The organism is Streptomyces sp. NPDC029138, from assembly GCF_055564375.1.
The window spans coordinates 132,675-157,063 of sequence record NZ_JBVHWM010000009.1; the positions used below are offsets into that span (position 1 = coordinate 132,675).

20 protein-coding genes and 2 pseudogenes are annotated in these 24,389 nt (G+C 71.5%); 6 read left to right on the plus strand and 16 right to left on the minus strand.

The window, feature by feature from the left end:
- Window positions 1-5: 5 nt before the first annotated feature.
- From gnd to tkt, 6 genes are read right to left on the minus strand one after another with little or no spacing between them, the layout of a single operon-like run.
- Entirely contained in the window at window positions 6-884 is an 879-nt protein-coding gene (gene gnd, locus ACZ4WH_RS11665; RefSeq protein WP_468179160.1) for a phosphogluconate dehydrogenase (NAD(+)-dependent, decarboxylating), read from the minus strand.
- A 2-nt stretch (window positions 885-886) separates the two neighbouring features.
- Window positions 887-2,539 (minus strand): glucose-6-phosphate isomerase, encoded by a 1,653-nt coding sequence (pgi, locus tag ACZ4WH_RS11670; RefSeq protein ID WP_468179162.1) that lies wholly within the window; start codon window positions 2,537-2,539, stop codon window positions 887-889.
- A 1-nt stretch (window position 2,540) separates the two neighbouring features.
- A complete protein-coding gene (gene opcA / locus ACZ4WH_RS11675; RefSeq protein WP_468179164.1) occupies window positions 2,541-3,467 on the minus strand; it encodes a glucose-6-phosphate dehydrogenase assembly protein OpcA in 927 nt (308 codons plus the stop codon).
- The gene (gene zwf / locus ACZ4WH_RS11680; protein WP_468179166.1) at window positions 3,464-5,050 is read right to left on the minus strand and encodes a glucose-6-phosphate dehydrogenase; all 1,587 of its coding nucleotides are present in this window, start codon (window positions 5,048-5,050) and stop codon (window positions 3,464-3,466) included. Before zwf ends, opcA begins: the two co-directional genes overlap by 4 nt.
- The gene (gene tal, locus ACZ4WH_RS11685; RefSeq protein WP_468179168.1) at window positions 5,050-6,192 is read right to left on the minus strand and encodes a transaldolase; all 1,143 of its coding nucleotides are present in this window, start codon (window positions 6,190-6,192) and stop codon (window positions 5,050-5,052) included. Before tal ends, zwf begins: the two co-directional genes overlap by 1 nt.
- A gap of 51 nt (window positions 6,193-6,243) precedes the next feature.
- Window positions 6,244-8,319, minus strand: coding sequence for a transketolase (tkt, locus tag ACZ4WH_RS11690; RefSeq protein ID WP_468179170.1), 2,076 nt, complete (start codon window positions 8,317-8,319; stop codon window positions 6,244-6,246).
- A 146-nt stretch (window positions 8,320-8,465) separates the two neighbouring features.
- Here tkt and ACZ4WH_RS11695 point away from each other — a divergent pair, with 146 nt between their 5' ends.
- Complete coding sequence (locus ACZ4WH_RS11695; RefSeq protein WP_468179172.1) at window positions 8,466-9,356, plus strand: helix-turn-helix transcriptional regulator; 891 nt, start codon at window positions 8,466-8,468, stop codon at window positions 9,354-9,356.
- On the opposite strand, the gene ACZ4WH_RS11700 is transcribed toward ACZ4WH_RS11695, so the two are convergent.
- The 5 genes and pseudogenes from ACZ4WH_RS11700 to ACZ4WH_RS11720 form a co-directional block, all read right to left on the minus strand.
- On the minus strand, window positions 9,353-9,754 hold the full coding sequence (locus ACZ4WH_RS11700; protein ID WP_468179174.1) for a MerR family transcriptional regulator: 402 nt from the start codon (window positions 9,752-9,754) through the stop codon (window positions 9,353-9,355). The genes ACZ4WH_RS11695 and ACZ4WH_RS11700 overlap by 4 nt on opposite strands.
- Window positions 9,741-10,787, minus strand: a complete 1,047-nt coding sequence (locus ACZ4WH_RS11705) for an NADP-dependent oxidoreductase (protein ID WP_468179176.1) — start codon at window positions 10,785-10,787, stop codon at window positions 9,741-9,743. Before ACZ4WH_RS11705 ends, ACZ4WH_RS11700 begins: the two co-directional genes overlap by 14 nt.
- A gap of 65 nt (window positions 10,788-10,852) precedes the next feature.
- Complete coding sequence (locus ACZ4WH_RS11710) at window positions 10,853-12,247, minus strand: glycoside hydrolase family 16 protein (RefSeq protein WP_468179178.1); 1,395 nt, start codon at window positions 12,245-12,247, stop codon at window positions 10,853-10,855.
- Between the two features lie 256 nt (window positions 12,248-12,503).
- On the minus strand, window positions 12,504-14,339 hold the full coding sequence (locus ACZ4WH_RS11715; protein WP_468179180.1) for a LamG-like jellyroll fold domain-containing protein: 1,836 nt from the start codon (window positions 14,337-14,339) through the stop codon (window positions 12,504-12,506).
- 233 nt (window positions 14,340-14,572) lie between these two features.
- Window positions 14,573-15,106 (minus strand): annotated as a pseudogene (locus tag ACZ4WH_RS11720) (DUF4981 domain-containing protein); the annotation flags it as partial.
- A gap of 109 nt (window positions 15,107-15,215) precedes the next feature.
- Here ACZ4WH_RS11720 and ACZ4WH_RS11725 point away from each other — a divergent pair.
- Window positions 15,216-15,355, plus strand: a pseudogene (locus ACZ4WH_RS11725) (6-phospho-beta-glucosidase); the annotation flags it as partial.
- Between the two features lie 51 nt (window positions 15,356-15,406).
- On the opposite strand, the gene ACZ4WH_RS11730 reads toward ACZ4WH_RS11725, so the two are convergent.
- Together ACZ4WH_RS11730 and ACZ4WH_RS11735 are read right to left on the minus strand one after the other, a co-directional pair.
- On the minus strand, window positions 15,407-17,092 hold the full coding sequence (locus tag ACZ4WH_RS11730; RefSeq protein WP_468179182.1) for a carbohydrate binding domain-containing protein: 1,686 nt from the start codon (window positions 17,090-17,092) through the stop codon (window positions 15,407-15,409).
- 207 nt (window positions 17,093-17,299) lie between these two features.
- Entirely contained in the window at window positions 17,300-18,418 is a 1,119-nt protein-coding gene (locus ACZ4WH_RS11735) for an ATP-grasp domain-containing protein (protein WP_468179184.1), read from the minus strand.
- Between the two features lie 445 nt (window positions 18,419-18,863).
- Here ACZ4WH_RS11735 and ACZ4WH_RS11740 point away from each other — a divergent pair, with 445 nt between their 5' ends.
- Window positions 18,864-19,769 carry a metallophosphoesterase family protein gene (locus ACZ4WH_RS11740; RefSeq protein WP_468179186.1) on the plus strand — a complete coding sequence of 302 codons (906 nt, stop codon included), beginning with the start codon at window positions 18,864-18,866 and terminating at the stop codon, window positions 19,767-19,769.
- A complete protein-coding gene (locus ACZ4WH_RS11745) occupies window positions 19,717-20,409 on the plus strand; it encodes a 4'-phosphopantetheinyl transferase family protein (protein WP_468179188.1) in 693 nt (230 codons plus the stop codon). Before ACZ4WH_RS11740 ends, ACZ4WH_RS11745 begins: the two co-directional genes overlap by 53 nt.
- A 103-nt stretch (window positions 20,410-20,512) precedes the next feature.
- On the opposite strand, the gene ACZ4WH_RS11750 is transcribed toward ACZ4WH_RS11745, so the two are convergent.
- The 3 genes from ACZ4WH_RS11750 to ACZ4WH_RS11760 all read right to left on the minus strand — a co-directional run bounded on the left by ACZ4WH_RS11750 (window position 20,513) and on the right by ACZ4WH_RS11760 (window position 22,264).
- Window positions 20,513-20,740: a hypothetical protein gene (locus ACZ4WH_RS11750; protein ID WP_468179190.1), complete on the minus strand. Its 228-nt coding sequence runs from the start codon at window positions 20,738-20,740 to the stop codon at window positions 20,513-20,515.
- A 295-nt stretch (window positions 20,741-21,035) separates the two neighbouring features.
- Window positions 21,036-21,593: a toxin-antitoxin system, toxin component gene (locus ACZ4WH_RS11755; RefSeq protein WP_468179193.1), complete on the minus strand. Its 558-nt coding sequence runs from the start codon at window positions 21,591-21,593 to the stop codon at window positions 21,036-21,038.
- A 14-nt stretch (window positions 21,594-21,607) separates the two neighbouring features.
- The gene (locus tag ACZ4WH_RS11760; RefSeq protein ID WP_468179195.1) at window positions 21,608-22,264 is read right to left on the minus strand and encodes a helix-turn-helix domain-containing protein; all 657 of its coding nucleotides are present in this window, start codon (window positions 22,262-22,264) and stop codon (window positions 21,608-21,610) included.
- A 241-nt stretch (window positions 22,265-22,505) separates the two neighbouring features.
- Here ACZ4WH_RS11760 and ACZ4WH_RS11765 point away from each other — a divergent pair, with 241 nt between their 5' ends.
- Window positions 22,506-23,177, plus strand: a complete 672-nt coding sequence (locus ACZ4WH_RS11765) for an MmyB family transcriptional regulator (RefSeq protein ID WP_468179197.1) — start codon at window positions 22,506-22,508, stop codon at window positions 23,175-23,177.
- A 180-nt stretch (window positions 23,178-23,357) separates the two neighbouring features.
- Window positions 23,358-24,356 carry a LacI family DNA-binding transcriptional regulator gene (locus ACZ4WH_RS11770; RefSeq protein ID WP_468179198.1) on the plus strand — a complete coding sequence of 333 codons (999 nt, stop codon included), beginning with the start codon at window positions 23,358-23,360 and terminating at the stop codon, window positions 24,354-24,356.
- Window positions 24,357-24,389: the final 33 nt, after the last annotated feature.

Here is a 24,389-nt window from a genome sequence, read left to right on the forward strand (position 1 = left end):
GCCGGTCAGTCCTTCTTCTCGACCGCGTGGCCGCCGAACTGGTTGCGCAGCGCGGCGACCATCTTCATCTGCGGGGAGTCGTCCTGCCGGGAGGCGAACCGGGCGAACAGGGACGCCGTGATCGCGGGGAGCGGTACGGCGTTGTCGATGGCCGCCTCCACGGTCCAGCGGCCCTCGCCGGAGTCCTCCGCGTAGCCGCGCAGCTTGTGCAGGTGCTCGTCCTCGTCCAGGGCGTTCACCGCGAGGTCCAGCAGCCAGGAGCGGATGACCGTACCCTCCTGCCAGGAGCGGAACACCTCGCGGACGTTGTCCACCGAGTGCACCTTCTCCAGCAGCTCCCAGCCCTCGGCGTAGGCCTGCATCATGGCGTACTCGATGCCGTTGTGGACCATCTTGGAGAAGTGCCCGGCGCCGACCCGGCCCGCGTGGACGTAGCCGTACGGGCCCTCCGGCTTGAGCGCCTCGAAGATCGGCCGCAGCCGGTCCACGTTCTCCTTCTCGCCGCCGACCATGAGCGCGTAGCCGTTCTGCAAGCCCCAGACACCGCCGGAGACGCCGGCGTCCACGAAGCCGATGCCCTTGATGCCGAGGGCGGCGGCGTGCTTCTCGTCGTCCGTCCAGCGGGAGTTGCCGCCGTCGATCACCGTGTCGCCGGGCTCCAGCAGGTCGCCGAGTTCGTCGACGACCATCTGGGTGGCCGTGCCGGCCGGGACCATCACCCACACGTGGCGGGGCGCGTCGAGCTTCTCGACCAGTTCGGCGAGGCTCTTGACGTCGGAGACCTCCGGGTTGCGGTCGTAGCCGATGACGGTGTGGCCGGCGCGGCGGATCCGCTCGCGCATGTTGCCGCCCATCTTGCCGAGACCGATGAGACCGAGCTGCATGATCAGTTCTCCGATGCGTTCTTGAGAGTGCGGTAGGCGGCGACGAGGGCCGTGGTGGACGGGTCCAGACCGGGCACGTCCGCGCCTTCGGTGAGGGCCGGCTCGACGCGCTTGGCGAGGACCTTGCCCAGCTCCACGCCCCACTGGTCGAAGGAGTCGATGTTCCACACCGCGCCCTGCACGAACACCTTGTGCTCGTAGAGGGCGATCAGCTGGCCGAGCACCGACGGGGTCAGCTCGGGGCTGAGGATCGTGGTGGTGGGGTGGTCGCCGCGGAAGGTGCGGTGCGCGACCTGCTCCTCGGCCACGCCCTCCGCGCGGACCTCCTCGGCGGTCTTGCCGAAGGCGAGCGCCTGGGTCTGGGCGAAGAAGTTGGCCATCAACAGGTCGTGCTGGGCCTTCAGTTCCTCGCTCAGCTCGCCGATGGGGCGGGCGAAGCCGATGAAGTCCGCCGGGATCAGCTTGGTGCCCTGGTGGATCAACTGGTAGTAGGCGTGCTGGCCGTTGGTGCCGGGCGTGCCCCAGACGACGGGGCCGGTCTGCCACTCCACCGGGTTGCCGTCGCGCTGCACCGACTTGCCGTTGGACTCCATGTCCAACTGCTGGAGATAGGCGGTGAACTTCGACAGGTAGTGCGAGTACGGCAGCACCGCGTGGGTCTGGGCGTCGTAGAAGTTGTCGTACCAGATGCCCAGCAGGCCCAGCAGCAGCGGCGCGTTGGCCTCGGCGGGTGCGGTGCGGAAGTGGTCGTCGACGATCCGGAAGCCGTCCAGCATCTCGCGGAAGCGGTCCGGGCCGATGGCGATCATCAGGGACAGACCGATCGCGGAGTCGTACGAGTAGCGGCCGCCGACCCAGTCCCAGAACTCGAACATGTTGTCCGGGTCGATGCCGAACTCGGTGACCTTCCCGGCGTTCGTGGACAGCGCCACGAAGTGCTTGGCCACGGCCTTCTCGTCGCCGTCGAAAGCCCTCAGCAGCCACGAGCGGGCCGAGGTCGCGTTGGTGATCGTCTCGATCGTGGTGAACGTCTTGGACGCCACGATGAACAGCGTCTCGGCCGGGTCCAGGTCGCGGGTCGCCTCGTGCAGGTCGGAGCCGTCCACGTTCGACACGAACCGGAACGTCAACTCCCGTGCGGTGTACGGGCGCAGCGCCTCGTAGGCCATCGCGGGGCCGAGGTCGGAGCCGCCGATGCCGATGTTGACGACGTTGCGGATCGGCCTGCCGGTGTGACCGGTCCACTCGCCGGAGCGGACCCGCTCGGCGAAGCCGGCCATCTTGTCGAGCACGGCGTGCACCTTCGGCACGACGTTCTCGCCGTCGACCTCGATGACCGCGTCCCGGGGGGCGCGCAGCGCGGTGTGCAGCACGGCCCGCTGCTCGGTGAGGTTGATCCGCTCGCCGCGGAACATGGCGTCCCGCAGGGCGAACACGCCGGTGGCGGTGGCGAGTTCCTGGAGCAGGGCCAGAGTCTCGTCGGTGATCAGCTGCTTGCTGTAGTCGATGTGCAGGTCGCCGACCCGCACCACGTACCGCTCGGCGCGGCCGGGGTCCGCCGCGAACAGCTCGCGCAGGTGCGGCTGGCCCTGGGCGCGGTGGTCGGCGAGGGCCGTCCACTCGGGCCGGTGGGTGAGCTTCGGGTACTCGGCCATCTCAGGCGTTCTCCTCGGTGCCCTCGCCCTGGAGGGCGATGGCGTACATCTCGTCGGCGTCGAGGCGGCGCAGTTCCTCGGCGATGAGTTCGGAGGTGGCGCGGACCTTCAGGGCGAGGGTGCGCGGCGGCTGGCCCGGCAGGGTCAGCGTGGCCAGCGGGCCCGCGGGGCGGTCGACGACGATCTCGCCGTTCGCGGTGCCGAGGCGTACGGCCGTCACGAACGGGCCGGCGCTGTGCACCCGGTCCACCGGGACGCCCAGGCGGGCCTGGAGCCAGCGGGCGAGCAGCTCGGCGCTGGGGTTGTCGGCCTCGGCCTCGACGGCCGCCGAGGTCACCTTCACACGGGCCTGGTCCAGGGCGGCGGCCAGCATCGACCGCCACAGGGTCAGCCGGGTCCAGGCGAGGTCGGTGTCACCGGGGGCGTAGGTGCGGGCCCGGGTGTCCAGGACCTCCAGCGGCCGCTCGACGGCGTACAGGTCGGTGATCCGGCGCTGGGCGAGCGCGCCCAGCGGGTCCTTGGACGGCGCCTCGGGCGCGTCCACCGGCCACCACACGACGACGGGCGCGTCCGGCAGCAGCAGCGGCAGGACGACCGAGTCGGCGTGGTCGGACACCTCGCCGTAGGTGCGCAGCACGACCGTCTCGCCGGTGCCGGCCTCGGAGCCGACGCGGACCTCGGCGTCGAGCCGCGAGTGGGTGCGGTCGCGCAGGGTGCGGGCCTGCCGCCGGATGACGACCAGGGTGCGCGAGGGGTGCTCGTGCGAGGCCTCCTCGGCCGCCTTGATCGAGTCGTAGGCGTTCTCCTCGTCCGTGACGATGACCATCGTCAGGACCATGCCCACGGCGGGCGTGCCGATGGCGCGGCGGCCCTGCACCAACGCCTTGTTGATCTTGCTTGCCGTGGTGTCGGTCAGGTCGATCTTCATGGCCTGCGCCAGCTCCGTCCGTCTCGTGCGAGCATCTCGTCGGCTTCCCTCGGTCCCCAGCTGCCCGACGCGTACTGCGCCGGCCTGCCGTGCGCCGCCCAGTACTCCTCGATCGGGTCGAGGATCTTCCAGGACTCTTCCACTTCCTGGTGACGGGGGAACAGATTGGCGTCGCCGAGCAGTACGTCCAGGATGAGCCGCTCGTACGCCTCCGGGCTCGACTCGGTGAACGACTCGCCGTAGGCGAAGTCCATCGACACGTCCCGGATCTCCATCGACGTGCCCGGCACCTTCGAGCCGAACCGCACGGTCATGCCCTCGTCCGGCTGGACGCGGATGACGATCGCGTTCTGGCCCAGCTCCTCGGTGGCGGTGGAGTCGAACGGCGAGTGCGGGGCCCGCTTGAAGACGACCGCGATCTCGGTGACCCGGCGGCCGAGCCGCTTGCCGGTGCGCAGGTAGAAGGGGACGCCCGCCCAGCGGCGGTTGTCGATGCCCAGCTTGATCGCGGCGAAGGTGTCGGTCTTCGACTTGGGGTCGATCCCGTCCTCCTGGAGGTAGCCGACGACCTTCTCGCCGCCCTGCCAGCCGGCCGCGTACTGGCCGCGCACGGTGTGCCGGGCCAGGTCCTCCGGCAGCCGCACCGACTTCAGCACCTTCAGCTTCTCGGTGAGCAGCGCCTCCGCGTCGAACGCGATCGGCTCCTCCATGGCGGTCAGCGCCATCAGCTGGAGCAGGTGGTTCTGGATGACGTCCCGGGCGGCGCCGATGCCGTCGTAGTAGCCGGCCCGGCCGCCGATGCCGATGTCCTCGGCCATCGTGATCTGCACGTGGTCGACGTAGGAGCGGTTCCAGATCGGCTCGTACATCTGGTTGGCGAAGCGCAGCGCCAGGATGTTCTGGACGGTCTCCTTGCCGAGGTAGTGGTCGATGCGGAACACCTGGTCCGGCTCGAACACCTCGTGCACGATCGCGTTCAGCTCACGCGCGCTGTCCAGGTCGTGCCCGAACGGCTTCTCGATGACCGCGCGCCGCCAGGAGCCCTTCGGCGGGCTGGCCAGGCCGTGCTTCTTCAGCTGCTGCACGACCTTCGGGAAGAACTTCGGCGGCACCGAGAGATAGAAGGCGAAGTTGCCGCCGGTGCCACGGGAGCCGTCCAGCTCCTCGACGGCGTCCTTCAGCTGCTTGAAGGCGGTGTCGTCGTCGAAGTCGCCGGGGATGAACCGCATGCCCTCGGCGAGCTGCTGCCACACCTCCTCGCGGAACGGGGTGCGGGCGTGCTCCTTCACGGCGTCGTGCACGACCTCGGCGAAGTCCTGGTCGGCCCAGTCCCGGCGGGCGAACCCGACGAGGGAGAAGCCCGGCGGCAGCAGACCGCGGTTGGCCAGGTCGTACACGGCCGGCATCAGCTTCTTGCGGGACAGGTCACCGGTCACCCCGAAGATGACCAGGCCCGACGGCCCGGCGATGCGGGGGAGCCGGCGGTCGCGGGCGTCCCGCAGCGGGTTCGCCCAGTCGGTGGCCGGGGCGACCGGCACGCGCACCTCCTCGGGTGCCTGGGCGGCGGGGGCGTTCTCGGTCATCAGGCGTCAACTCCCTTGCTCTTCAGGGACGTGGCGACGGCGTCCAGCAGGTCCTGCCAGGCCGTCTCGAACTTGGCGACGCCCTCGTCCTCCAGCTGCTGGACGACCTCGTCGTAGGAGATGCCGAGCCGCTCGACGGCGGCCAGGTCGGCGCGGGCCTGCGCATAGCCGCCGGTCACGGTGTCACCGGTGATCTCGCCATGGTCGGCGACCGCGTTCAGCGTGGCCTCCGGCATGGTGTTGACGGTGCCCGGTGCGACCAGCTCGTCCACGTACAGGGTGTCCTTGTACGCGGGGTCCTTCACACCGGTGGACGCCCACAGCGGGCGCTGCTTGTTCGCCTTGTCCCCGGCGAGCGCCAGCCAGCGACCGGACGCGAAGACCTCCTCGTACGCCTCGTAGGCGAGGCGGGCGTTGGCGAGGGCCGCGCGGCCCTTGAGCGCGAGGGCCTCGTCGGTGCCGAGGGCGGTCAGCCGCTTGTCGATCTCGCTGTCCACGCGGGAGACGAAGAAGGACGCCACCGAGTGGACGGTGGCGAGGTCGACGCCCCGCTCGCGGGCCTGCTCCAGGCCGGCCAGGTAGGCGGCCATGACCTCGCGGTAGCGCTCCAGGGAGAAGATCAGGGTCACGTTGACGCTGATGCCGAGGCCGATGACCTCGGTGATCGCCGGCAGGCCCGCCTTCGTCGCCGGTATCTTGATCATCACGTTGGGCCGGTCGACCAGCCAGGCCAGCTGCTTGGCCTCGGCGACCGTGGCCTTCGTGTCGTGGGCGAGGCGGGGGTCGACCTCGATGGAGACCCGGCCGTCCCGGCCGCCCGAGGCGTCGTACACGGGACGCAGGATGTCGGCGGCGTCCCGCACGTCGGCGGTCGTCATCATCCGTACGGCCTCGTCGACCGTCACACCCCGTACGGCGAGGTCCGTCAGCTGCTCCTCGTAGCCCTCACCGGAGCCGATGGCGGCCTGGAAGATGGACGGGTTGGTGGTGACACCGACGGCGCTTCCGCTCGCCACCAGCTCGGCGAGGCTGCCCGAGGTGATCCGCTTGCGGGACAGGTCGTCCAGCCAGATCGACACGCCCTCGTCGGCGAGGCGCTTGAGGGCTCCCGGGGTCGGGATTGCTTCGGTCACTGTGCTCATCTCTCTTTTTCTGCGTCTTCTGTGCGTCGGTGTGCTTGGTGTGCGTCGGTGTCAGGCGCGCGCCGCGGCGAGCGACTCACGGGCCGCCGCGGCGACGTTCTCGGGGGTGAAGCCGAACTCGGCGAACAGGGTCTTGGCGTCGGCGGAGGCACCGAAGTGTTCGAGCGAGACGATGCGTCCGGCGTCACCGGTGAACCGGTACCAGGTCAGGCCGATGCCGGCCTCTACGGCGACCCGGGCCTTCACGGCCGGCGGCAGCACCCGCTCGCGGTACTCGCGCGGCTGCTCCTCGAACCACTCCACGGACGGCATGGACACCACCCGCGTGCCGATCCCCTCGGCCTCCAGCCGCTCCCGCGCGGCCACGGCCAGCTGCACCTCGGAGCCCGTCGCGATGATGATCACCTCCGGGACCTCCGTCGAGGACTCGCGCAGCACGTAGCCGCCCTTGGCCGCGTCCTCGTTCGGCGCGTACACCGGCACGCCCTGGCGGGTGAGCGCGAGCCCGTGCGGGGCGGGGTGCGTGGCGTGCCTCTTCAGGATCTCGGCCCAGACGATCGCGGTCTCGTTGGCGTCCGCCGGGCGGACTACGTTCAGGCCGGGGATCGCGCGCAGCGAGGCCAGGTGCTCGACCGGCTGGTGGGTGGGGCCGTCCTCGCCGAGGCCGATGGAGTCGTGCGTCCACACGTAGGTCACCGGCAGCTGCATCAGCGCCGACATGCGGACGGCGTTGCGCATGTAGTCGGAGAAGACGAGGAAGGTGCCGCCGTAGATCCGGGTGTTGCCGTGCAGGGCGATGCCGTTCATCTCCGCGGCCATGGAGAACTCGCGGATGCCGAAGTGCACGGTACGGCCGTACGGGTCGGCCTCGGGCAGCGGGTTGCCCTTCGGCAGGAAGGAGCTGTCCTTGTCGATGGTGGTGTTGTTGGAGCCGGCCAGGTCGGCGGAGCCGCCCCACAGCTCGGGGAGGACCGGGCCGAGCGCCTGGAGCACCTTGCCCGAGGCGGCGCGGGTGGCGACCGACCTGCCCTCCTCGAAGACCGGGATGCTCTCCTCCCAGCCCTGGGGCAGCTCGCCCTTGCTGACGCGGTCGAACAGCTCGGCCCGCTGGGGGTTGGCGGCACGCCATTCGGCGATCCGCTTGTCCCAGGCCGCGTGCGCCTCGGCACCCCGGTCCAGGGCCCGCCGGGTGTGCTTCAGGACCTCGTCGGCCACCTCGAAGGTCTGCTCCGGGTCGAAGCCGAGGAGGCGCTTGGTGGCGGCGATCTCCTCCTCGCCGAGCGCGGAGCCGTGCGAGGCCTCGGTGTTCCGCGCGTTCGGGGCCGGCCAGGCGATGATCGTGCGCATCGCGATGATCGAGGGCCGCTCGGTCTCGGCCTGGGCGGCCATCAGCGCGGCGTGGAGGGCGGGGACGTCGATGTCACCGTCGGCGGTGGGCTCGACGCGCTGGGTGTGCCAGCCGTAGGCCTCGTACCGCTTCAGCACGTCCTCGGAGAAGGCGGTCGCGGTGTCGCCCTCGATGGAGATGTGGTTGTCGTCGTAGAGGAAGACCAGGTTGCCGAGCTTCTGGTGACCGGCGAGCGAGGAGGCCTCGGCGGAGACGCCCTCCTCCAGGTCGCCGTCGGAGACGATGGCCCAGACGGTGTGGTCGAAGGGGGAGGTGCCCTCGGGGGCCTCGGGGTCGAACAGGCCGCGCTCGTAGCGGGCGGCCATCGCCATGCCGACGGCGTTGGCGACGCCCTGGCCGAGCGGGCCGGTGGTGGTCTCCACGCCCGCGGTGTGCCCGTACTCGGGGTGGCCCGGCGTCTTCGAGCCGTGCGTCCGGAAGGCCTTGAGGTCGTCCAGCTCCAGCTCGTAGCCGGCGAGGAACAGCTGCGTGTAGAGGGTCAGCGAGGTGTGGCCGGGGGAGAGGACGAACCGGTCACGGCCGGTCCACTCCGGGTCGGCCGGGTCGTGTCGCATCACCCTTTGAAAGATCGTGTACGCGGCAGGCGCCAGGCTCATCGCGGTGCCGGGGTGTCCGTTGCCCACCTTCTGCACCGCGTCGGCCGCCAGAAGCCGGGTGGTGTCCACGGCACGCCGGTCGAGGTCGGTCCACTCGAAGCTCTCGGAACTCTGCGTAGTCATCTTCAAGAAGTCCTCGTTCAGTGCGGGGTGGCTGGCCGGACGCGTTCAAACTTAAAAGTCTGACTTTTTCGAGGAAAGGTCGGGGTGTGTCAGCCTGTGGTGAATCTGGGACAGTGATCACGCGACAGAGATGGGACGAGCCGGGCATGACGGGCATAAGACACCAAGTAGAGGGTGACGGGATCAGAACGTTCCCCTTCCCGGCCGACCTGGCCGTAGGCGGCGTCGGCATGCAGATCGGCCCCATGGGCACCGACCACCGCTGGCACGTCGAAGCCCCCCTGCACCGCGTCCACCGTATCGACTTCCACGTCGTCATGCTCTTCACCGACGGCCCGGTACGGCACATGATCGACTTCGCCGAGTACGAGGCCACGGCCGGCGACCTCCTGTGGATCCGCCCCGGACAGGTCCACCGGTTCTCCCGCGAATCCGTGTACCGCGGAACCGTCCTGACCATGCAGCCGGGCTTCCTGCCGCGCGCCACCGTCGAGGCCGCCGGCCTGTACCGCTACGACCTGCCGCCGCTGCTGCACCCCGGCCCCGCGCCGCTCGCCGCGCTCCAGGCGGCCCTCGACCAGCTGCGCCGCGAGTACGAGGACACCGCGACGCTCCCGCTCAGCCTGCACACGGCCGTCCTGCGGCACAGCCTGACCGCGTGCCTGCTGCGCCTCGCCCATCTCGCCGCGAGTTCCGCCGAGACCTCCCGGCAGCACACCGACAGCACCTTCACCCGCTTCCGGGACGCCGTCGAGCAGGGCTTTCCCGCCAACCACAGCGTCAGCGCCTACGCCGACGCCCTCGGTTACTCCCGCCGCACCCTGGTCCGCGCCGTCCGCGCGGCCACCGGCGAGACACCCAAGGGCTTCATCGACAAACGCGTCATCCTGGAGGCCAAGCGCCTCCTCGCCCACACGGACCTGCCGATCGGCCGCGTCGGGGTGGCCGTGGGCTTCCCCGACGCGGCGAACTTCTCCAAGTTCTTCCACCTGCACACCGGCCAGACGCCGGTGGCGTTCCGGGCGGAGCTGCGCTAGGCCGTTCCGGTCCGTGCACCGGCCTGGCGCACCGCCTCGTCGGCCAGCCACGGCATCCGGCGTACGAGGGTGTCGCGCATCCGGGTCAGTGACTCGATCCGCTGCTGGAGTTCGGCCACCCGGCGCGCGCCCACCTCGTAGTTGCCCGCGCAGGACTCCGTGTACGCGAACACCTCCGGCAGGTCGCTGTCGAGGTAGCGCACGAAGGACTTCACGTCCTCCACGGTGAACCCGGAGGCCAGCAGGTCACGCACATTGCGCACCCGCGTCACCGCCTCCGGCCCGTACACCCGGTATCCGGCCGGGGACCGCTCCGACTCCAGCAGCCCCTGCTCCTCGTAGTAGCGCAGGGCCCGGGCGGTCGTGCCCGTCGCCGAGGCGAGTTCACCGATCAGCATCACAGCCGCTCTCAACGCCGAGCCGGACCACGGTCTTCCCGGTGTACCGGCCGCGCACCAGGTCGGTCAGCGCGGCCGGGGCACCCCGCAGTCCGTCGACGACCGTCTCGTCGTACACGATCGAGCCGTCCCGCAGCCAGCCACGGAACCGCTCCCCGAACTCGGCCGCCCTGTCCAGGTGTTCGCGGACCGTGAAGCCGCGCAGGGTCAGCCGCTTGGCGATGATGCTCACGGTGTCGCCGGGCCCGGGGTCGGGGCGGCCCGTGGACTGCCGGTGCAGGGCTCCGCACAGGGCGATCCGGCCGTGCTCGTTCATCACCTCGATCGCGGCCCGCAACTGCTCGCCGCCGACGTTGTCGAAGTAGACGTCGACGCCGTCGGGCGCGGCCTCGCGGAGCCGGTCCAGGACGGGCCCGTCGTGGTGGTCGAAGGCCACGTCGAAGCCGAGCCGCCCGGTCAGATGCGCCACCTTCGCCGCCGAGCCCGCGCTGCCGATCACCCGCCGCGCTCCCATCAGCCGGGCCATCTGCCCGGCCAGGCCGCCGATCGCACCGGCCGCGCTGGACACGAACACCGTGTCGCCGGGCCGCAGCCGGGCCGCCTCCATGAGGCCCACATAGGCGACGAGCCCGAAGCCCAGGTGCAGGGAAGGGGTCGGGTAGGCGTCCGGGTCGACGCGCCGGAACGCCCCGGCGTCGGCCACCGCGTACTCCCGCCAGCCCAGCCGGTGCACCACCAGGTCGCCCGGGGAGAGGGAGGGATGCGCGGAGACCAGGACCTCGCCCACCGCGTCCCCGTGCATCGGCGCACCGATCTCGTAGCGGGGGAGCGGCAGTCGGGACCCCTCCGCCATCAGCAGCAGCATGCCGGGGTCGAGGGAGAGGAACAGATTGCGGACGAGGACCTCGCCCGGCGCCGGATCGGGCACGGCCACCTCGGCGATCTCGATGTCGCCGGGCGCGGGCAGCCCCTGGGGGCGGGAGGCGAGGCGGGCCTGAAGGCCGGTACGGGGAACGTTCGGTGTGGTCGTCATGCCGGCGACGCTAGGGGTTGACGTATACGTGAAGGTCAACTCCCCGGCGCCGCCGGCCTGTCCGGTCAGTGACCGAAGTCGAACCAGTTCACGTTCACGAAGTCGGCCGGCTGGCCGCTGGTGAAGGTGAGGTAGACATCGTGCGTGCCGGACACCGCGCCGATGTTGGCCGGGACCGTCCGCCAGGACTGCCAGCCGCCCGTGTTCGCCACGGCGAAACTGCCGACGGGCGCGTTGCCACGACTGTCCAGACGCACCTCGACCAGACCGCTGACCCCGCTCGCCGCGCCGCTCGCGACCCGCGCGTAGAACTGCTTCGCCGCCGTGGAACCGAAGTTGACGCCCTTGTACAGCGCCCAGTCGCCGTTCGCGAGGGATCCGATGTCCTGCCCGCCGCCGGTGTCCGTGGTGGTCTCCGGGACGACGCCGGACTGGCTGTCGTAGGACTCGGCCTGGAGGGGGCTGTAGGCGTCCCGGTTGCCGGTCGGCGGGGGAGTGGTGCCGCCGCCGGAGGACTGGAGGACCTGTACGTAGTCGACGACCATCGGGTGGCCCGGCTCGGTCCCGCTGTCCGGGCCGCCGCCGAACGCGTCCGGGAAGCCGCCGCCCATCGCGACGTTGAGGATGAGGAAGTAGCCGTGGTTCGTGGCGTTCGCCCACGTCGTCGCGTCGACCTGGTTCGCCCTCACCGTGTGGAAGTTGACGCCGTCGAGGTAGAAGCGGATCTCCTCGGGGCTGGTCGAGCGGTCCCACTCCATCGCGTAGGTGTGGAAGCCGGCCTGGCAGGTGGTGCCGGTGCAGGAGGTGGAGTTGCCGATGCCGGAGGTCTCGTTGCAGGGGCCGCCCGGGTTGGTGCCGCAGTGCATCGTGGCCCAGTCGGTGTTCAGGCCCTGGACGTTCTCCATGATGTCCAGCTCGCCGACGCCGGGCCAGTTCCAGTAGTTGCCGCGGAACGGCGCGCCGAGCATCCAGAACGCCGGCCAGTAGCCCTTCGCGGCGGCGCCGGTGACGTTCGGCATCTGGATCCGCGCCTGGACGCGCAGCTTTCCGCCGGCCGGGGGCTGGAAGTCGGTGCGGGTGGTCTCGATCCGGCCGGAGGTCCAGTGGCCGGAGGCGTCGCGGCGCGGGGTGATGAGCAGGTTGCCGTTCCCGTCGAGCGCGACATTGCTGGTGCTCGACGTCATCGTCTCGACCTCGCCGGTGCCCCAGTTGGCGGCCCCGCCGGGGTACGACGTCCCGGTGTCGTACTGCCAGTCGGCCGTGTTGACGCCGGAGCCGGCCGCGCCGTTGAAGTCGTCCGCGAAGACCTGCGTCCAGCCCGAGGGCGGGGTGGGGGCGGAGGCGTCGGCGGGTGCGGTGGCGGCCGTGGCGAGGGCCGCGGCCAGGCCGAGGGTGGCGACGGCGGCGACGAACGCGCGCCGCAGTGGGCGGGGTCTGGGGATGCCGGAGGATGCGCTCATGGGGAGCCTCTCGGGTACGGGTGTGTGCGGGGGTTCCGTGAGAGCGCTCCCAAACGTGCTTGGGCCTGCGTGCTTGAGAGCGCTCTCACGGTGCCGCCAATGTGCTCCCCGCCCCCGTGACCGTCAAGAGTTGAAACGAAGAAAGTCCTTGCCCCGCACGGCAGTTCACGGGGTGAAGGCGCCCGTACCGACTCAGACCGCGCCCGCCCGCCGTCCGGTTCGCCCAGATTCCAGCCGTTGGTGATCCTCGCGGGGTTCAGTGGGTCATGAAGGAGGTGACGGGCAGCGCCCGGGACACGATGCGGACGTCGCCGAGCCGCCCGTGCAGGATCTGGTCGATCTTCCCGGCGTACTCGTAGCCGCCGAGCAGCCAGGGCAGTCCGGCCGAGGCGATGCCGACGGCGGTGGCGTGCGGGTTGCGGACCACCGGGCAGCCCTGGACGTACATCGTCGTGTGCCGCCCGTCGTTGACCACGGCCACGTGCCACCACTTCTCCCGGGCGGTCTCGTCGCCCCAGTTGGTGGCCAGTTGCCGCTGGCCGAGCGGATGGGCCGCCCACTGCGGGCCCGGGCCGTCGGAGATCGACAGCGTGGCCAGCGGCTCGTCCGGGTCGTCGGTGACCGGGCCGACGGAGCCGTTGCGGCCGGTGCGGCTGACCAGGCCGGACCAGGCGTGGTGGCCGGCGTCCCAGTCGGCGGGCAGACGGTAGAACGCCTCGATGGTGTAACCGCTCCTGAAGGTCGCCGAGTTGAGCGGGGCACCGTCGACCGTGCGCAGGTAGGCGCCCCGCAGCGGGGACTTGAAGCCCGTGAACTCCAGGCTGCCGTGGCCGGGCTGGTCGGGGTGGTGATCGGAGGACCAGGTCAGCGTGCCCCCGCCGACGGAGACCACGGTGAGGTCGTTGCCGCGCCCGGACAGATCACGGACGGTGCCGGTCACCGCCGTGCCCTCGGCGTGACCGTCGAACCGCCAGTAGGCGACCGTGCCCGGTATCAGCAGCTTCGACACGGGCCGCGCCGGGCGGGCCGGCACCGGGTCGAAGCCGGAGAACCGGTCGGTGAAGTCGATGCCGACGGAGAAGCGGTCGGCGTCGCCGCTCAGCTCGATCTCCTGCCGCTCCAGCTCGTTGAGGCCCTGGGCGGCCCGGCCCAGTATCCACGGGGAGACCGTCTCCACGTCGATGACGTTCCGGTCGAGGTCGAAGCGGTAGAGGCGGATCATCGCCGCACCGCCGAAGTACCGGTTCTGATAGTTCGTCAGGTGCAGATGCACCTCGTGGCCGGCCGCGTTCTCGCGGACCGCCCGGCCCGCGGGCCAGTAATGGCCGTTCAGGGTCAGGAAGATCTGGTCGTGGTCGTGGATCAGCCGGTCCCACAGCTGCTGCCCGTACGCCGACAACGTGTCGTCCGCGACGACCAGTTCGTGTGTGGTGAGGACGACCGGCGTCCTCGGGTGCCGGGCGAGGACGTCCTTCGCCCAGGCGTACCCCTGGTCCGACAGCCGCCAGTCCAGCGCGAGCACCATCCACTCGCGCCCGGCCGCCTGGAACAGGTGGTAGGTGTTGTAGCCGTCCGAAGAGGCGCCCCCGAAGGTCGGCTTGCCCTGGAAGCGCCGGGGGCCGAAGGTGTCCAGGTACGGGGTCGGGCCGCGCTGGTCGTCGGTCGAGGACCGCACGTCGTGATTGCCGGCGAGCACGCTGTAGCCGACGCCCCGCCGGTCCAGGATGCCGAACGCCTCCCCGATCGCGGCGCATTCGGCCTCGGCGCCGTTCTGTGTGAGGTCGCCGAGATGGGACAGGAAGACGATGTTCTCGTCCCGGCCGTTTTCCAGCAGGTACCGCAGGGACGCCTCGACCGGCCGCCGGTCGATGCTGGGCCCGTCGTACAGGTACTGGGTGTCGGGCATCACGGCGAGAGTGAAGCGGCGGCTGTCCGGGTCGGGCCGCCACGCCGGGGCCGCCTCGACGGTCGCGGGCAGCGCCACACCGGCCGAGGCGACCGCGCCGAGCAGCGCGGTGGCCCTCAGGAAGCCACGACGGCCGGCACCGGCCTGCGCGGCCTCGTCCTGGGCGGGGTCATGCGATGTGCACACGGGTGCTCCGTAAGGGTGACGGGGAGGAGAGGAAGGTGACGGGGAAGCGGGGCTCAGGGGAGGTGCCGGGTCGGCTCCGTGGCGGACCTGACCAGGGCGAGGTGCGAGGGCGCGGTGGCGGGACCGCGGGCAGCCGTGCGCGGAGCGGGCCGCCGCCCACGGCCCGAGTACGGTGGCGGCAGGTCGTCGGAGCGGGCTGTCGCCGGAAGGTGGCTGGTGGTGACCGCCCGCCACGGCTCGCGCACCGCCCCCCGCAGCGGGACGCACGGCGCACACACCTCCGTACCGCGCGGCGCCCCCGGCCGGTCCTCGGCCGCCACCACCCGCAGCGTCAGCCAGGCCGGACCGCCGTCCGCCGGCAGCCTCCACGGCAGGGGCACGGCCGCGGTCTCGCCCGGCCGCAGCTCCGGCAGCTCGGCGGGGGCGCTCAGCCGACGGCCGTCGGCCAGGGCCAGTTCCCAGGTGGCCGCCAGCCACCCGAGGCCCCGGAGGCGCTGCCGGTTGGCGACCACGATCCCCTCGTGCCGGTAGCACCGGATGCCGACCGGAGCCGCGCCCTCCGGGTCCGCCCGCGCGCCGGTGTCACCGCCGTACGCCCAGCGGTGGCCGGGCGCGGCCGCACCGCCGTCATCCGGCTCGGCGTCCACGGGCCCGGCCGGTCTTCCGTCGTTCACCCGCCGCACGATTCCGTGGCGCCGGGACTCCCGGGTGAAGCCCCCCTGAAGCCCCGGCGTTGACTCGATGGCCGCCCAGTGGTCCGCGGTGGTGTCACGCTGTCATCCCCCACTGTGGAGGTCTGCTGGAAGAGCGCAGGCGTGAAGAAAGGTGCGGACGTGAAGCTGACGATTCTGGGCGGTGGCGGATTCCGGATTCCCCCTCGCCGCCGCCGATTCGGGTTCCCGGGCGACCGCCGTGAAGGCCTTCGCGCTGCATCCGCTGGTCGACTCGGTCCGGTCGCCCGCAGGCTGGTCGAGCGCTGCACCGAGGTCCACCCGGGCCTGGCGTACCTCGCATGAGAACGGAGGGCCGCTCCGCCGAGCGGCCCTCCGTGTCACCTCACCCTCGCGTCACCCGGTGAAGCCGGCCGTGATCGAGGTGAACTGCCAGTTGCTCTGGCTGATCCCGGAGCAGTTCTCGGCGACACCGCCGCCCGGGCAGGGCCGGTCGCGGTTGACCGACCAGAAGGCCAGCCGCGCGATGTGGTGCGAGTTCGCCCAGTCCCGGATCTGCGTCCAGATCGCGGGAGTCGTCGTCTCCTGCTGGTCGGACAGGCCGTTCATGCCGGAGATGCCGATGTGCGCGTAGGCGGTGGCGTCGTCCCAGCCGAAGGTGGACTTCAGCTTGTTCTTCAGCCCCTCCGCCGCGTTCACCGTGTTGCCGTACATGTCCGAGCCGCCGCCGAAGTCGAACGGCATGATGGTGAACACGTCGATGTTCGCGCCCAGCGACTTGGCCTGCTCGATGAGCCGGTTGCCGTAGTACGTCGGCCCGGTGGTGGACGTGCCGAAGGTGACGATGGTCTTCAGGCCGGGGTTGTTGGCCTTGACCGTCTTCAGCGCGGTGAGGATCTTCGCCTGGACGGCCTCGTTCTCGAACTCGTCGGTGTTCTCGATGTCGAAGTCGATGGCCTTCAGGCCGTAGGCGTCGACCACCTTCTGGATCGCCCCGGCGAGCGCGCTCGCGGAGGAGCAGTTTGCGCCGAGCTTGCTGCCCGACCAGCCGCCGAAGGACGGCACGATGTCACCGCCGGCGGACCGGATCTGGTTGATCGCCGACTGGTCCACGCCGCCGGTCAGCGGGCGGCTGCCGTCCCAGGCCGGGGTGCAGCCGCCGGAGTCCAGCACGAACGCCATCGTGAACCACTTGGCCCCGGTCGCGTTCATCACCGTCGTCGGGCTCGGCGGATCGCCCCAGCCCTCGTACAGATACGGCGCCGCCTGCTTGAAACCGGTGCCGCCGCCGGTGCCCGCGTCGGTCGTCACCGTCACGGAGTTGGAGGCCGGCGAGGTGTTCCCGGCCGCGTCCCGCGCCTTCACGGTGAAGGTGTAAGTCGTGCTCGGCGACAGCCCGCTGACCGTGGCCGACGTACCGGAGACGCTCAGGAGCTGGTTGGCCCCGCTGTAGATGTCGTACGCCGTCACGCCCACGTTGTCCGTGGCGGCGTTCCACTTCAGCGACACGCTCGACGACGTCTTGCCGGTGGAGGTGAGCCCGCTCGGCGCGGTCGGCGCCTGGGTGTCACCGCCGCCCCCGCCGCCCGGGCCGTCCAGGCTGATGTCGTCGGCGTAGTAGGTGCCCTGGCCGTACCAGCCGTGCACATAGATGGTGGCGCTGGTCTGCGAGGCACCGGTGGTGAAGGAGACGCTGAGCTGGCTGTACGCCGACGGGGACGAGGTCCACGTGGACGCGCCGCCGCCCACGCCCAGGTACACGTAACTGCCGCGCACCCAGCCGCTGAGGCTGTACGTCGTGTTCGGCTGCACGGCGACCGTCTGGCTGCACTGCGCGTTGTCGCTCGACGTCACCGCGCCTTGCAGCGCCTTGGTGCCGCCGTGCACGGGGGAGGAGACGACCGAACCGAGGTTGCCGGTGCAGGTCCAGGGGGAGAGGCCGCCGGACTCGAAGCCGGGGTTGGTGAGGATGTTGGCCGCGTGGGCCGTACCGGGGAGGGCGATGGCCCCGCCGACCGCGAGAGCGGCGGAACCGAGCAGAGCGAGAAGCCGGCGTCTGGAACGCCCGAGTGTGTCGCGCACGCGATCTCCCTGTCTGGGGTGGGGTGTTCGGGAGTGCAGGGGAGTGCGGAAAGCGTTGCGCCCATGAATTTGGTATGGACCAATCGTCCTGTCAAGAAGAAGAACGGAATTGGTCCATACCGGTTGAGCACCCCCGAAGGGGCGCGGGGAACCGCGCGACGAGCCACGACGCGACGAGCCACCACCGACCCGCAGCCGGCCGACGACCTAAAGGGGCAGCACCTCACCCGCCGAAGCGGCCCGCACGGGCGCCGGCACCGCGGGCAGCAGAACCTCGGACTCCACCCGTTGCCGCGGCAGCGCCGCGGGCACCAGCGGACGCGGCCCCGACACCACCGTGTAGTCCTGCCCCAGGAACGGCGGCTCGATCACCCCCGGGTCCTCACCCAGTGCCAACCGCACGGCGGCCCAAGGGGCGTTCACCCCACAGAGGGACAGCTGGTGCAGGCCCCCGGCAGGACGCGTGTTGACGTCCAGCAGCACCGGCCGGTCGCCGAGCATCCGGAACTGGATGTTGGACAGATGATGCAGCCCGAAGCTCTCCGCGATCAGCCGGGCCGGCGCCAGCCACCGCTCGTCCAGGGTGAAGCCCCGGCGGCGGCCGTTCTTGGTGCGGCCCACCGCGAGCCGCACCCGGTTGTCCGGCCCGGTCAGGCAGTCGACGGACACCTCGGGCTGCTCCAGGCGCGGCATCACCAGCCAGTCCACGGGCTCCTCGGCCCGCCGCAGCGCCTCCACGACCAGGTCCAGCTGGACGTACGGGCCGGGGAAGCCGGTCAGGTGCGTGAGGGAGAAGGGGGACCGGGTGATCATCCGGAAGCCCACCCCGCCCGCGCCGGCGGCCGGCTTGAAGCACGGCCGGTGCCCGGCCGCCTCCAACTCCTCGACGGCGTCGACGAGTTCGTCCGCCGTCCGGACCCGCCGCCACGGCGGCACCGGGACACCCACCGAGCGGACCGCCTCGTACGCGATCGCCTTGTCCTCGAACACGGCGACCGCCTCGGGCGTCGGCGCCAGCAGCGCCGTACCGGCCGCCGCGAAATCGGCCCGGTGCGCCACGATCGCGGCCTGGTGCAGCCGGGGAATGAACACGTCGATGCCGCGCCGGGCGCACTGGTCGAGGGCGTACTCGACGTACGCGGCCGGGGACAGGCCCTCCGGCTCCAGCTCGGCGGTGTCGGCGGCGGCCAGCACGGGCGAGTCGGGGTCGCCGTGCGTGGCGTGGATCTCGACCGCGCGGTCGCTGGGATTTCTCCGCAGCTGATCCATGAAGAACACGTTCTCCGCGTACGTGCGGTTGAGCCAGACGCGTACGCGAGAGAGCATGCAGGCCGCCTTTCGGGTGTGCGGGCAGGGCGGAGCGGCCCGTGCCCGGGCAGGAGGGAGGAAGGGTCACCAAACGGCCCCGGAAAAAGGGGGAGTCAAGGGCGCTGGTGTTGGGGCGATCATACGGCTTTCCAAGGGTCCCTCGTGCAACGCGGGTGTTACGGATTCGCGGGGTCTCCGGTCACGGAAGCGGAGGCCGTTCCGCTCACGGATTTCCGGTCCCGCCCGATCACGGTTTCCGGATCCGCCCGGTCGCGGATCTCCGGAGCCGTCCCCCGCACGCATGCGCGGGACCGGTCGGTCACGGACGCGCGGGCCGGCCGGTCACGGACGCGCGTGGGACGGGCGTGGGCCGGGTCGCGACACGCGGCGAGGGAACCTCTTGTCCGGCGCCCGGGGCATGTGTTCTTGTTGTGCCATCGGATGATCGGAAGGGGTGTGCGGGGTGGAGTCGACGGCCGGGGCCGGACAGCTGCTGGCCATCAGCGACCTGCACATCGGTTACCCGGAGAACCGCGCCCTGATCGACGGCATGCGCCCCGGGAGCGACGACGACTGGCTGATCGTGGCCGGTGACGTCGCGGAGACCGTCGCCGACATCCGCTGGGCCCTCGGCACGCTCGCGAGCCGCTTCCGCAAGGTGCTGTGGGCACCCGGCAACCACGAGCTGTGGACCCACCCGAGCGACCCGGTCACGCTGCGTGGCGTCGCCCGCTACGAGCACCTGGTCGAGGTGTGCAGAGAGCTGGGCGTCGTCACCCCCGAGGATCCCTACCCGGTGTGGCACGGCCCGGGCGGCCCGGTCGTCGTGGCCCCGCTCTTCCTGCTCTACGACTACTCGTACCTGCCGGCCGGCTCCGCCACCAAGGCGGAGGGCCTGGCCTACGCGGAGGGCACGGGCATCGTCTGCAACGACGAGTTCCTGCTGCACCCCGACCCCTATCCGACCCGTGAGGCGTGGTGCCGGGCGCGGGTCGCCGAGACCGAGCGCAGGCTCGCCGAGCTGCCCGCCGACCTCCCGACCGTGCTGGCCGGGCACTGGCCGCTGGACCGGCATCCCACCGAGATCCTGTGGCACCCCGAGTTCGCCATGTGGTGCGGCACCACACTGACCGCCGACTGGCACCGCCGGTTCCGGGTGGCCACCATGGTCTACGGCCATCTGCACATCCCCCGCACCACCTGGCACGACGGAGTCCGCTTCATGGAGGTCTCCGTGGGATACCCCCGCGAGTGGCGCAAGCGTCCGGACCCGCCGGGAAGGCTGCGCCGCGTCCTGCCGATGGAGGTCGAAGCAGGTGATCGAGGAGCTGCTCCCGGAGTCGGTCGTGGCCGTGGAGGCGCGCGCTGACGACCCGCTGTGGGACTCCCCGCTCTACCCGGCGGAGGAGGCGCTCGTCGCGCGTTCGGTGGCCAAGCGGCGCCGTGAGTTCGCGGCCGTGCGCGGCTGCGCCCGGCGCGCCATGGAGAAGCTCGGCGTGCCGCCGCAGCCTGTGCTCACCGGCGAGCGGGGTGCGCCGCGCTGGCCGGACGGGCTGCTCGGCAGCATGACCCACTGCGACGGCTACTGCGCCGCCGCGCTGGTCCGCGCCACCGACCTCGCCTCCCTCGGCATCGACGCCGAACCGCACGGCCCGCTCCCGGAGGGCGTGGGTCCCTCCGTCTTCCTGCCCGCCGAGGCCGCGCGGCTCGACCAGCTGGCCGCGCGGTGGCCCGCCGTGCACTGGGACCGGCTGCTGTTCAGCGCCAAGGAGTCCGTCTACAAGGCGTGGTTCCCGCTCACCGGCCAATGGCTGGACTTCTCCGAGGCCGACATCACCGTGCGGCCGGACACCGAGGGCGAACCGTCCGGCACCCTGCGGGCCGAACTCCTCGTCCCCGGCCCGCTGGTCGGCGGCCACCGGCTACAGGTCTTCGACGGCCGGTGGACCGTACGGCACGGCGTGGTGGCCACGTCGGTGGTCATACCGCACGCCCCCACGCGTCCCTGACGACGATCCCCCCGACCGCCCACCGCCCACCGCCGCCGTCCCCCGTATCATCCGGCTGACGGCGGCGGCGCTCAGACCGCACGGCGCTCAGACGGCACGACGCTCAGACGGGCCGGCACCAGTCGCGCAGGAGCCGGAAGAACTCCGCCTCGTTGCCCGAGAGCCCCGCCCGGGCCAGTGCCTGTTCCGCCTCCGCGAGCACGGCGGGCGGGAGGACGGCGGGCCGGCCGTCGTCCGGTGGCCCGTCGAAGGCGGCGCGCACCGTGTGCAGCAGGCGCAGGTAGGCCTGTACGGCGGTACGCTCGCGGTCGGTCAGTACGGCGGTGGGCATCGGTCGGCTCTCCCCGAGTAGGCGTCACGGTCACGCGCCCTGCGGCGCCGCGCACCGCGTCGTGCGGCGCACACTCCCAGCTTGCCGCCCACCACTGACAACGCCGCCCGGCTCCGCGCCGGTTAGCCCGCTTAGCCGAGGCGGAACCGCCCCGTTCGCCCCGCCGGATGTTCCGTCCGAACCGGCGAAACGTTTCTCAACTGCCGCGCGTCACACCCCGCTCCGGTAGTGAGGTGTCGGCTCCGCGCGTACGAAGTCGAGCGCACCCCGGGAGCCCCAGGGCCGCCGGCCCCGTTCAGCCCTGCGGGCCCGGGTATCCCAGCGACGCCTCGATGCGGCCGGCCACGCCGTCCCGGTGCACCGGCACGCGCAGCGCCGAACCGGCCAGCCACGTACGGCACTTGCTGGCCAGCAGCAGCCCGAACGTCTCGGCGTCCCGCTCCTCGGCGACGTCGAAGCGGGTGCGGGCCGCGACGCGTTGCACCGCCGCCTGGAGCGCTTCCTGGTCGGTGTCGTCGCGCAGCAGCCGGGTCGCGGCGCCGACGCCGTCCATGTGGAGCCCGCAGTGGTCGGCCTGCATGTGCCACAGCTCGTGGCCCAGGATCACCAACTGGTGGTCGGGGGCGGTGCGTTCCTCCACCACGACGACGTCCCGGTCGGTCAGGTCCAGCCACAGCCCGCTGGCCGTGCCGGGCGGGAAGGCGGCCGTACGGAAGTGCACGGGACGCCCGCGCCGGCGGCTCATCGCCTCGCACAGCGCGCGGTACAGCTCATCCGGGGGCGCGGGCACGGGCAGCGTCAGCCCGCCCACCAGTTCGTTGCACAGCCGGCGCATGTCCCTGCCGATGCCCACAGTCCTCCCCCGGCTCACGACTCGGGCCGCTTGACGCTCTCCAGGAGCATGTCGAGCCACTCGGCGACCTTGTCCCGGTGCTGGTCGGTGGGCAACTGCGCGGCCCGCCAGGCGATTCCGCGCACGCCGTGGTCCTGTAGCAGCCGCTCCAGCGGATCCTCCGGGTCCTCGGCGGCGGCCCGCTCCCGGTCCGCGAGCTTCTGGAGCAACTCCTGCTCGGTGCGTTGCAGCGCACCGGCCAGTGCCTCGGGGTCCTCGGCGGTGAGGAAGCCGGCGTGCACCCGGAAGAAGCGCTGGAGGGCGTCGCAGTGCTCCATGGTGGGCCGCCGGTCGCCGTTGATGAGGGCGCCGGCCTGCTGCCGGGACATGCCCGCGCCGTCGGCGATCTCCTGCTGGGTGTACCGGCGTCCGCCCGGCTTCAGCCGGGTGCGGCGCAGCAGGTCCAGGCGTTGCAGGAAGCGGGCCTGGACGTCCGGCTCGCCCGCGGGCCGACCGCTGAGCAGAGCCCTGACCACCGGTTCGGGCACCCCGCAGGCGATGGAGAGCCGCCCGACGTCGAAGACCTCGGCGTGCGGGACGCCGAGGCGGTCGGCGAGCGCGGTGACGCGGGCGACGACGGCCGGCAGCTGGGCGGTCGCCGAGGCGCCCGGATCCTCGTAGCCATCCGTCACCGACAGAACTCCTACGTCTCTAGAGGGCTTCAGATGCGTCCGTGCTTCTCACGAGCGATCGCCGTGAACTTCCCGGAGAGTAGCGGGTGTCTCGAACTCACATCCAGGTGTCGCCACAACTGTGGCGAATTTCAGCCGTCAACCGGCATGAAATGCCACGATAGTTGACATGGCTCTTGCCTGGGCAGCAGGATCGCATGGCCGCGAGAAAGGCCGCAGAGGCAAGAGGGGTGACCTCCCGATGGCACATCAGGCAGGAGGGCAGCGGCCGGCACCGCGGCCCGTCCCCGACACCTGCGAGACCCAGGCGTACCTCCAGGACTACGGAGCGCTGCTGGAGTACCTGTCCTGCCCGTCCCTGGTCGTCGACCGCCACTGGAACGTGGTCATGACCAACAGCGCGTTCGAGACACTTTTCGGCGGTGTCCGCCCCCATCCGACGGCCATGCCGGGGGAGAACTTCCTCCGGTTCGTGCTCTTCCACCCCGACGCCGGCGAGGTCCTCGGCGAGCACGAGCCCGGCTGGTGTCTGCCGATGCTGGCCCAGCTCCGGACCGCCCTGGAGACCCACGGACACGACCACGAACTCCAGGCGGTCCGCCGCGAGATCGCCCAGGACCCGATCATGGAGGCCGCCTACCGGCAGGGCCTGCCGCACTGGATACGGGCCGTCGGCGAGGCCGCCACCCGCCTCGACGGCGCCGTACGCCTCCTGCACCATCCGGACCCGCGCCGCGGGCGCACCGAGTGCCGCATCGTCGAGGAGACGCCCCAGCCGCTGCGGGAGCTGGGCTACCGGCGTCTGACGATGGTCCTGCGCGACCCCCGCCGGCCCGCCGTGCCGGTGCGCCGGCCGCGCCGCCCGCGGGGCACGGCCTCGCACCTGACCGTCGTACCGTCCGCGGAGAACTGACCCGGCACCGCCGGCGTTCAGGTCGCCGACGGCGCCGGGCCTGCACACCGACTCCCTCCACGCGCTCCCTCCACGCGCTCCCTCCACGGGCCGAGCGGCGCGTCCGTCTCCTCCTTGGCAGGTGACGTGCGTGCGTGATTTACGAAAGCCGCTTGCGTAAATTGCGCTACGCTTGCGTCCATGACGCGACGACTTGCGGAAGTGGCGAAGAAGGTCGGGGTCAGCGAGGCCACGGTCAGCCGGGTGCTCAACGGCAAGCCCGGAGTCTCCGAAGCCACCCGGCAGTCGGTGCTGACGGCTCTCGACGTCCTCGGCTACGAGCGCCCCACCCAGCTGCGCGGTGAACGCGCCCGGCTCGTCGGTCTGGTCCTGCCCGAGCTGCAAAATCCCATCTTCCCGGCGTTCGCCGAGGTCATCGGTGGCGCGCTCGCCCAGCTGGGGCTGACCCCGGTGCTGTGCACGCAGACCAAGGGCGGCGTGTCGGAGGCGGACTACGTCGAGCTGCTGCTCCAGCAGCAGGTCTCCGGCGTCGTCTTCGCCGGCGGCCTGTACGCCCAGGCGGACGCGCCGCACGACCACTACCGGCTGCTCGCCGAGCGCAACATCCCGGTCGTGCTGGTCAACGCGGCCATCGAACACCTCGGCTTCCCGGGCGTGTCCTGCGACGACGCCGTCGCCGTCGAGCAGGCCTGGCGGCACCTGGCCTCCCTCGGTCACGAGCGCATCGGCCTGGTGCTCGGCCCCGGCGACCACGTGCCGTCGGCACGCAAACTGGCCGCCGCCCGGGCGATCGCCGGCGATCTGCCGGAGGAGTTCGTCGCGCGGGCCATCTTCTCCATCGAGGGCGGTCACGCCGCCGCCTCCCGGCTGATCGACCGGGGCGTCACCGGCATCATCTGCGCCTCCGACCCGCTGGCGCTCGGCGCCGTCCGGGCGGCGCGCCGCAAGGGGTACGACGTCCCGGGCCGGATCTCCGTCGTGGGGTACGACGACTCGGCGTTCATGAACTGCACCGAACCCCCGCTCACCACCGTCCGCCAGCCCATCGAGGCCATGGGACGCGCGGCCGTGGAGCTGCTGAACGCGCAGATCGGGGGCACTGCCGTACCCGCCGAGGAGCTGCTGTTCGAACCGGAACTGGTGGTGCGCGGCTCCACCGCGCAAGCCCCGCGCGACTGAACTCCGGAAGATCCAGCCTGCTGTCAAACAATT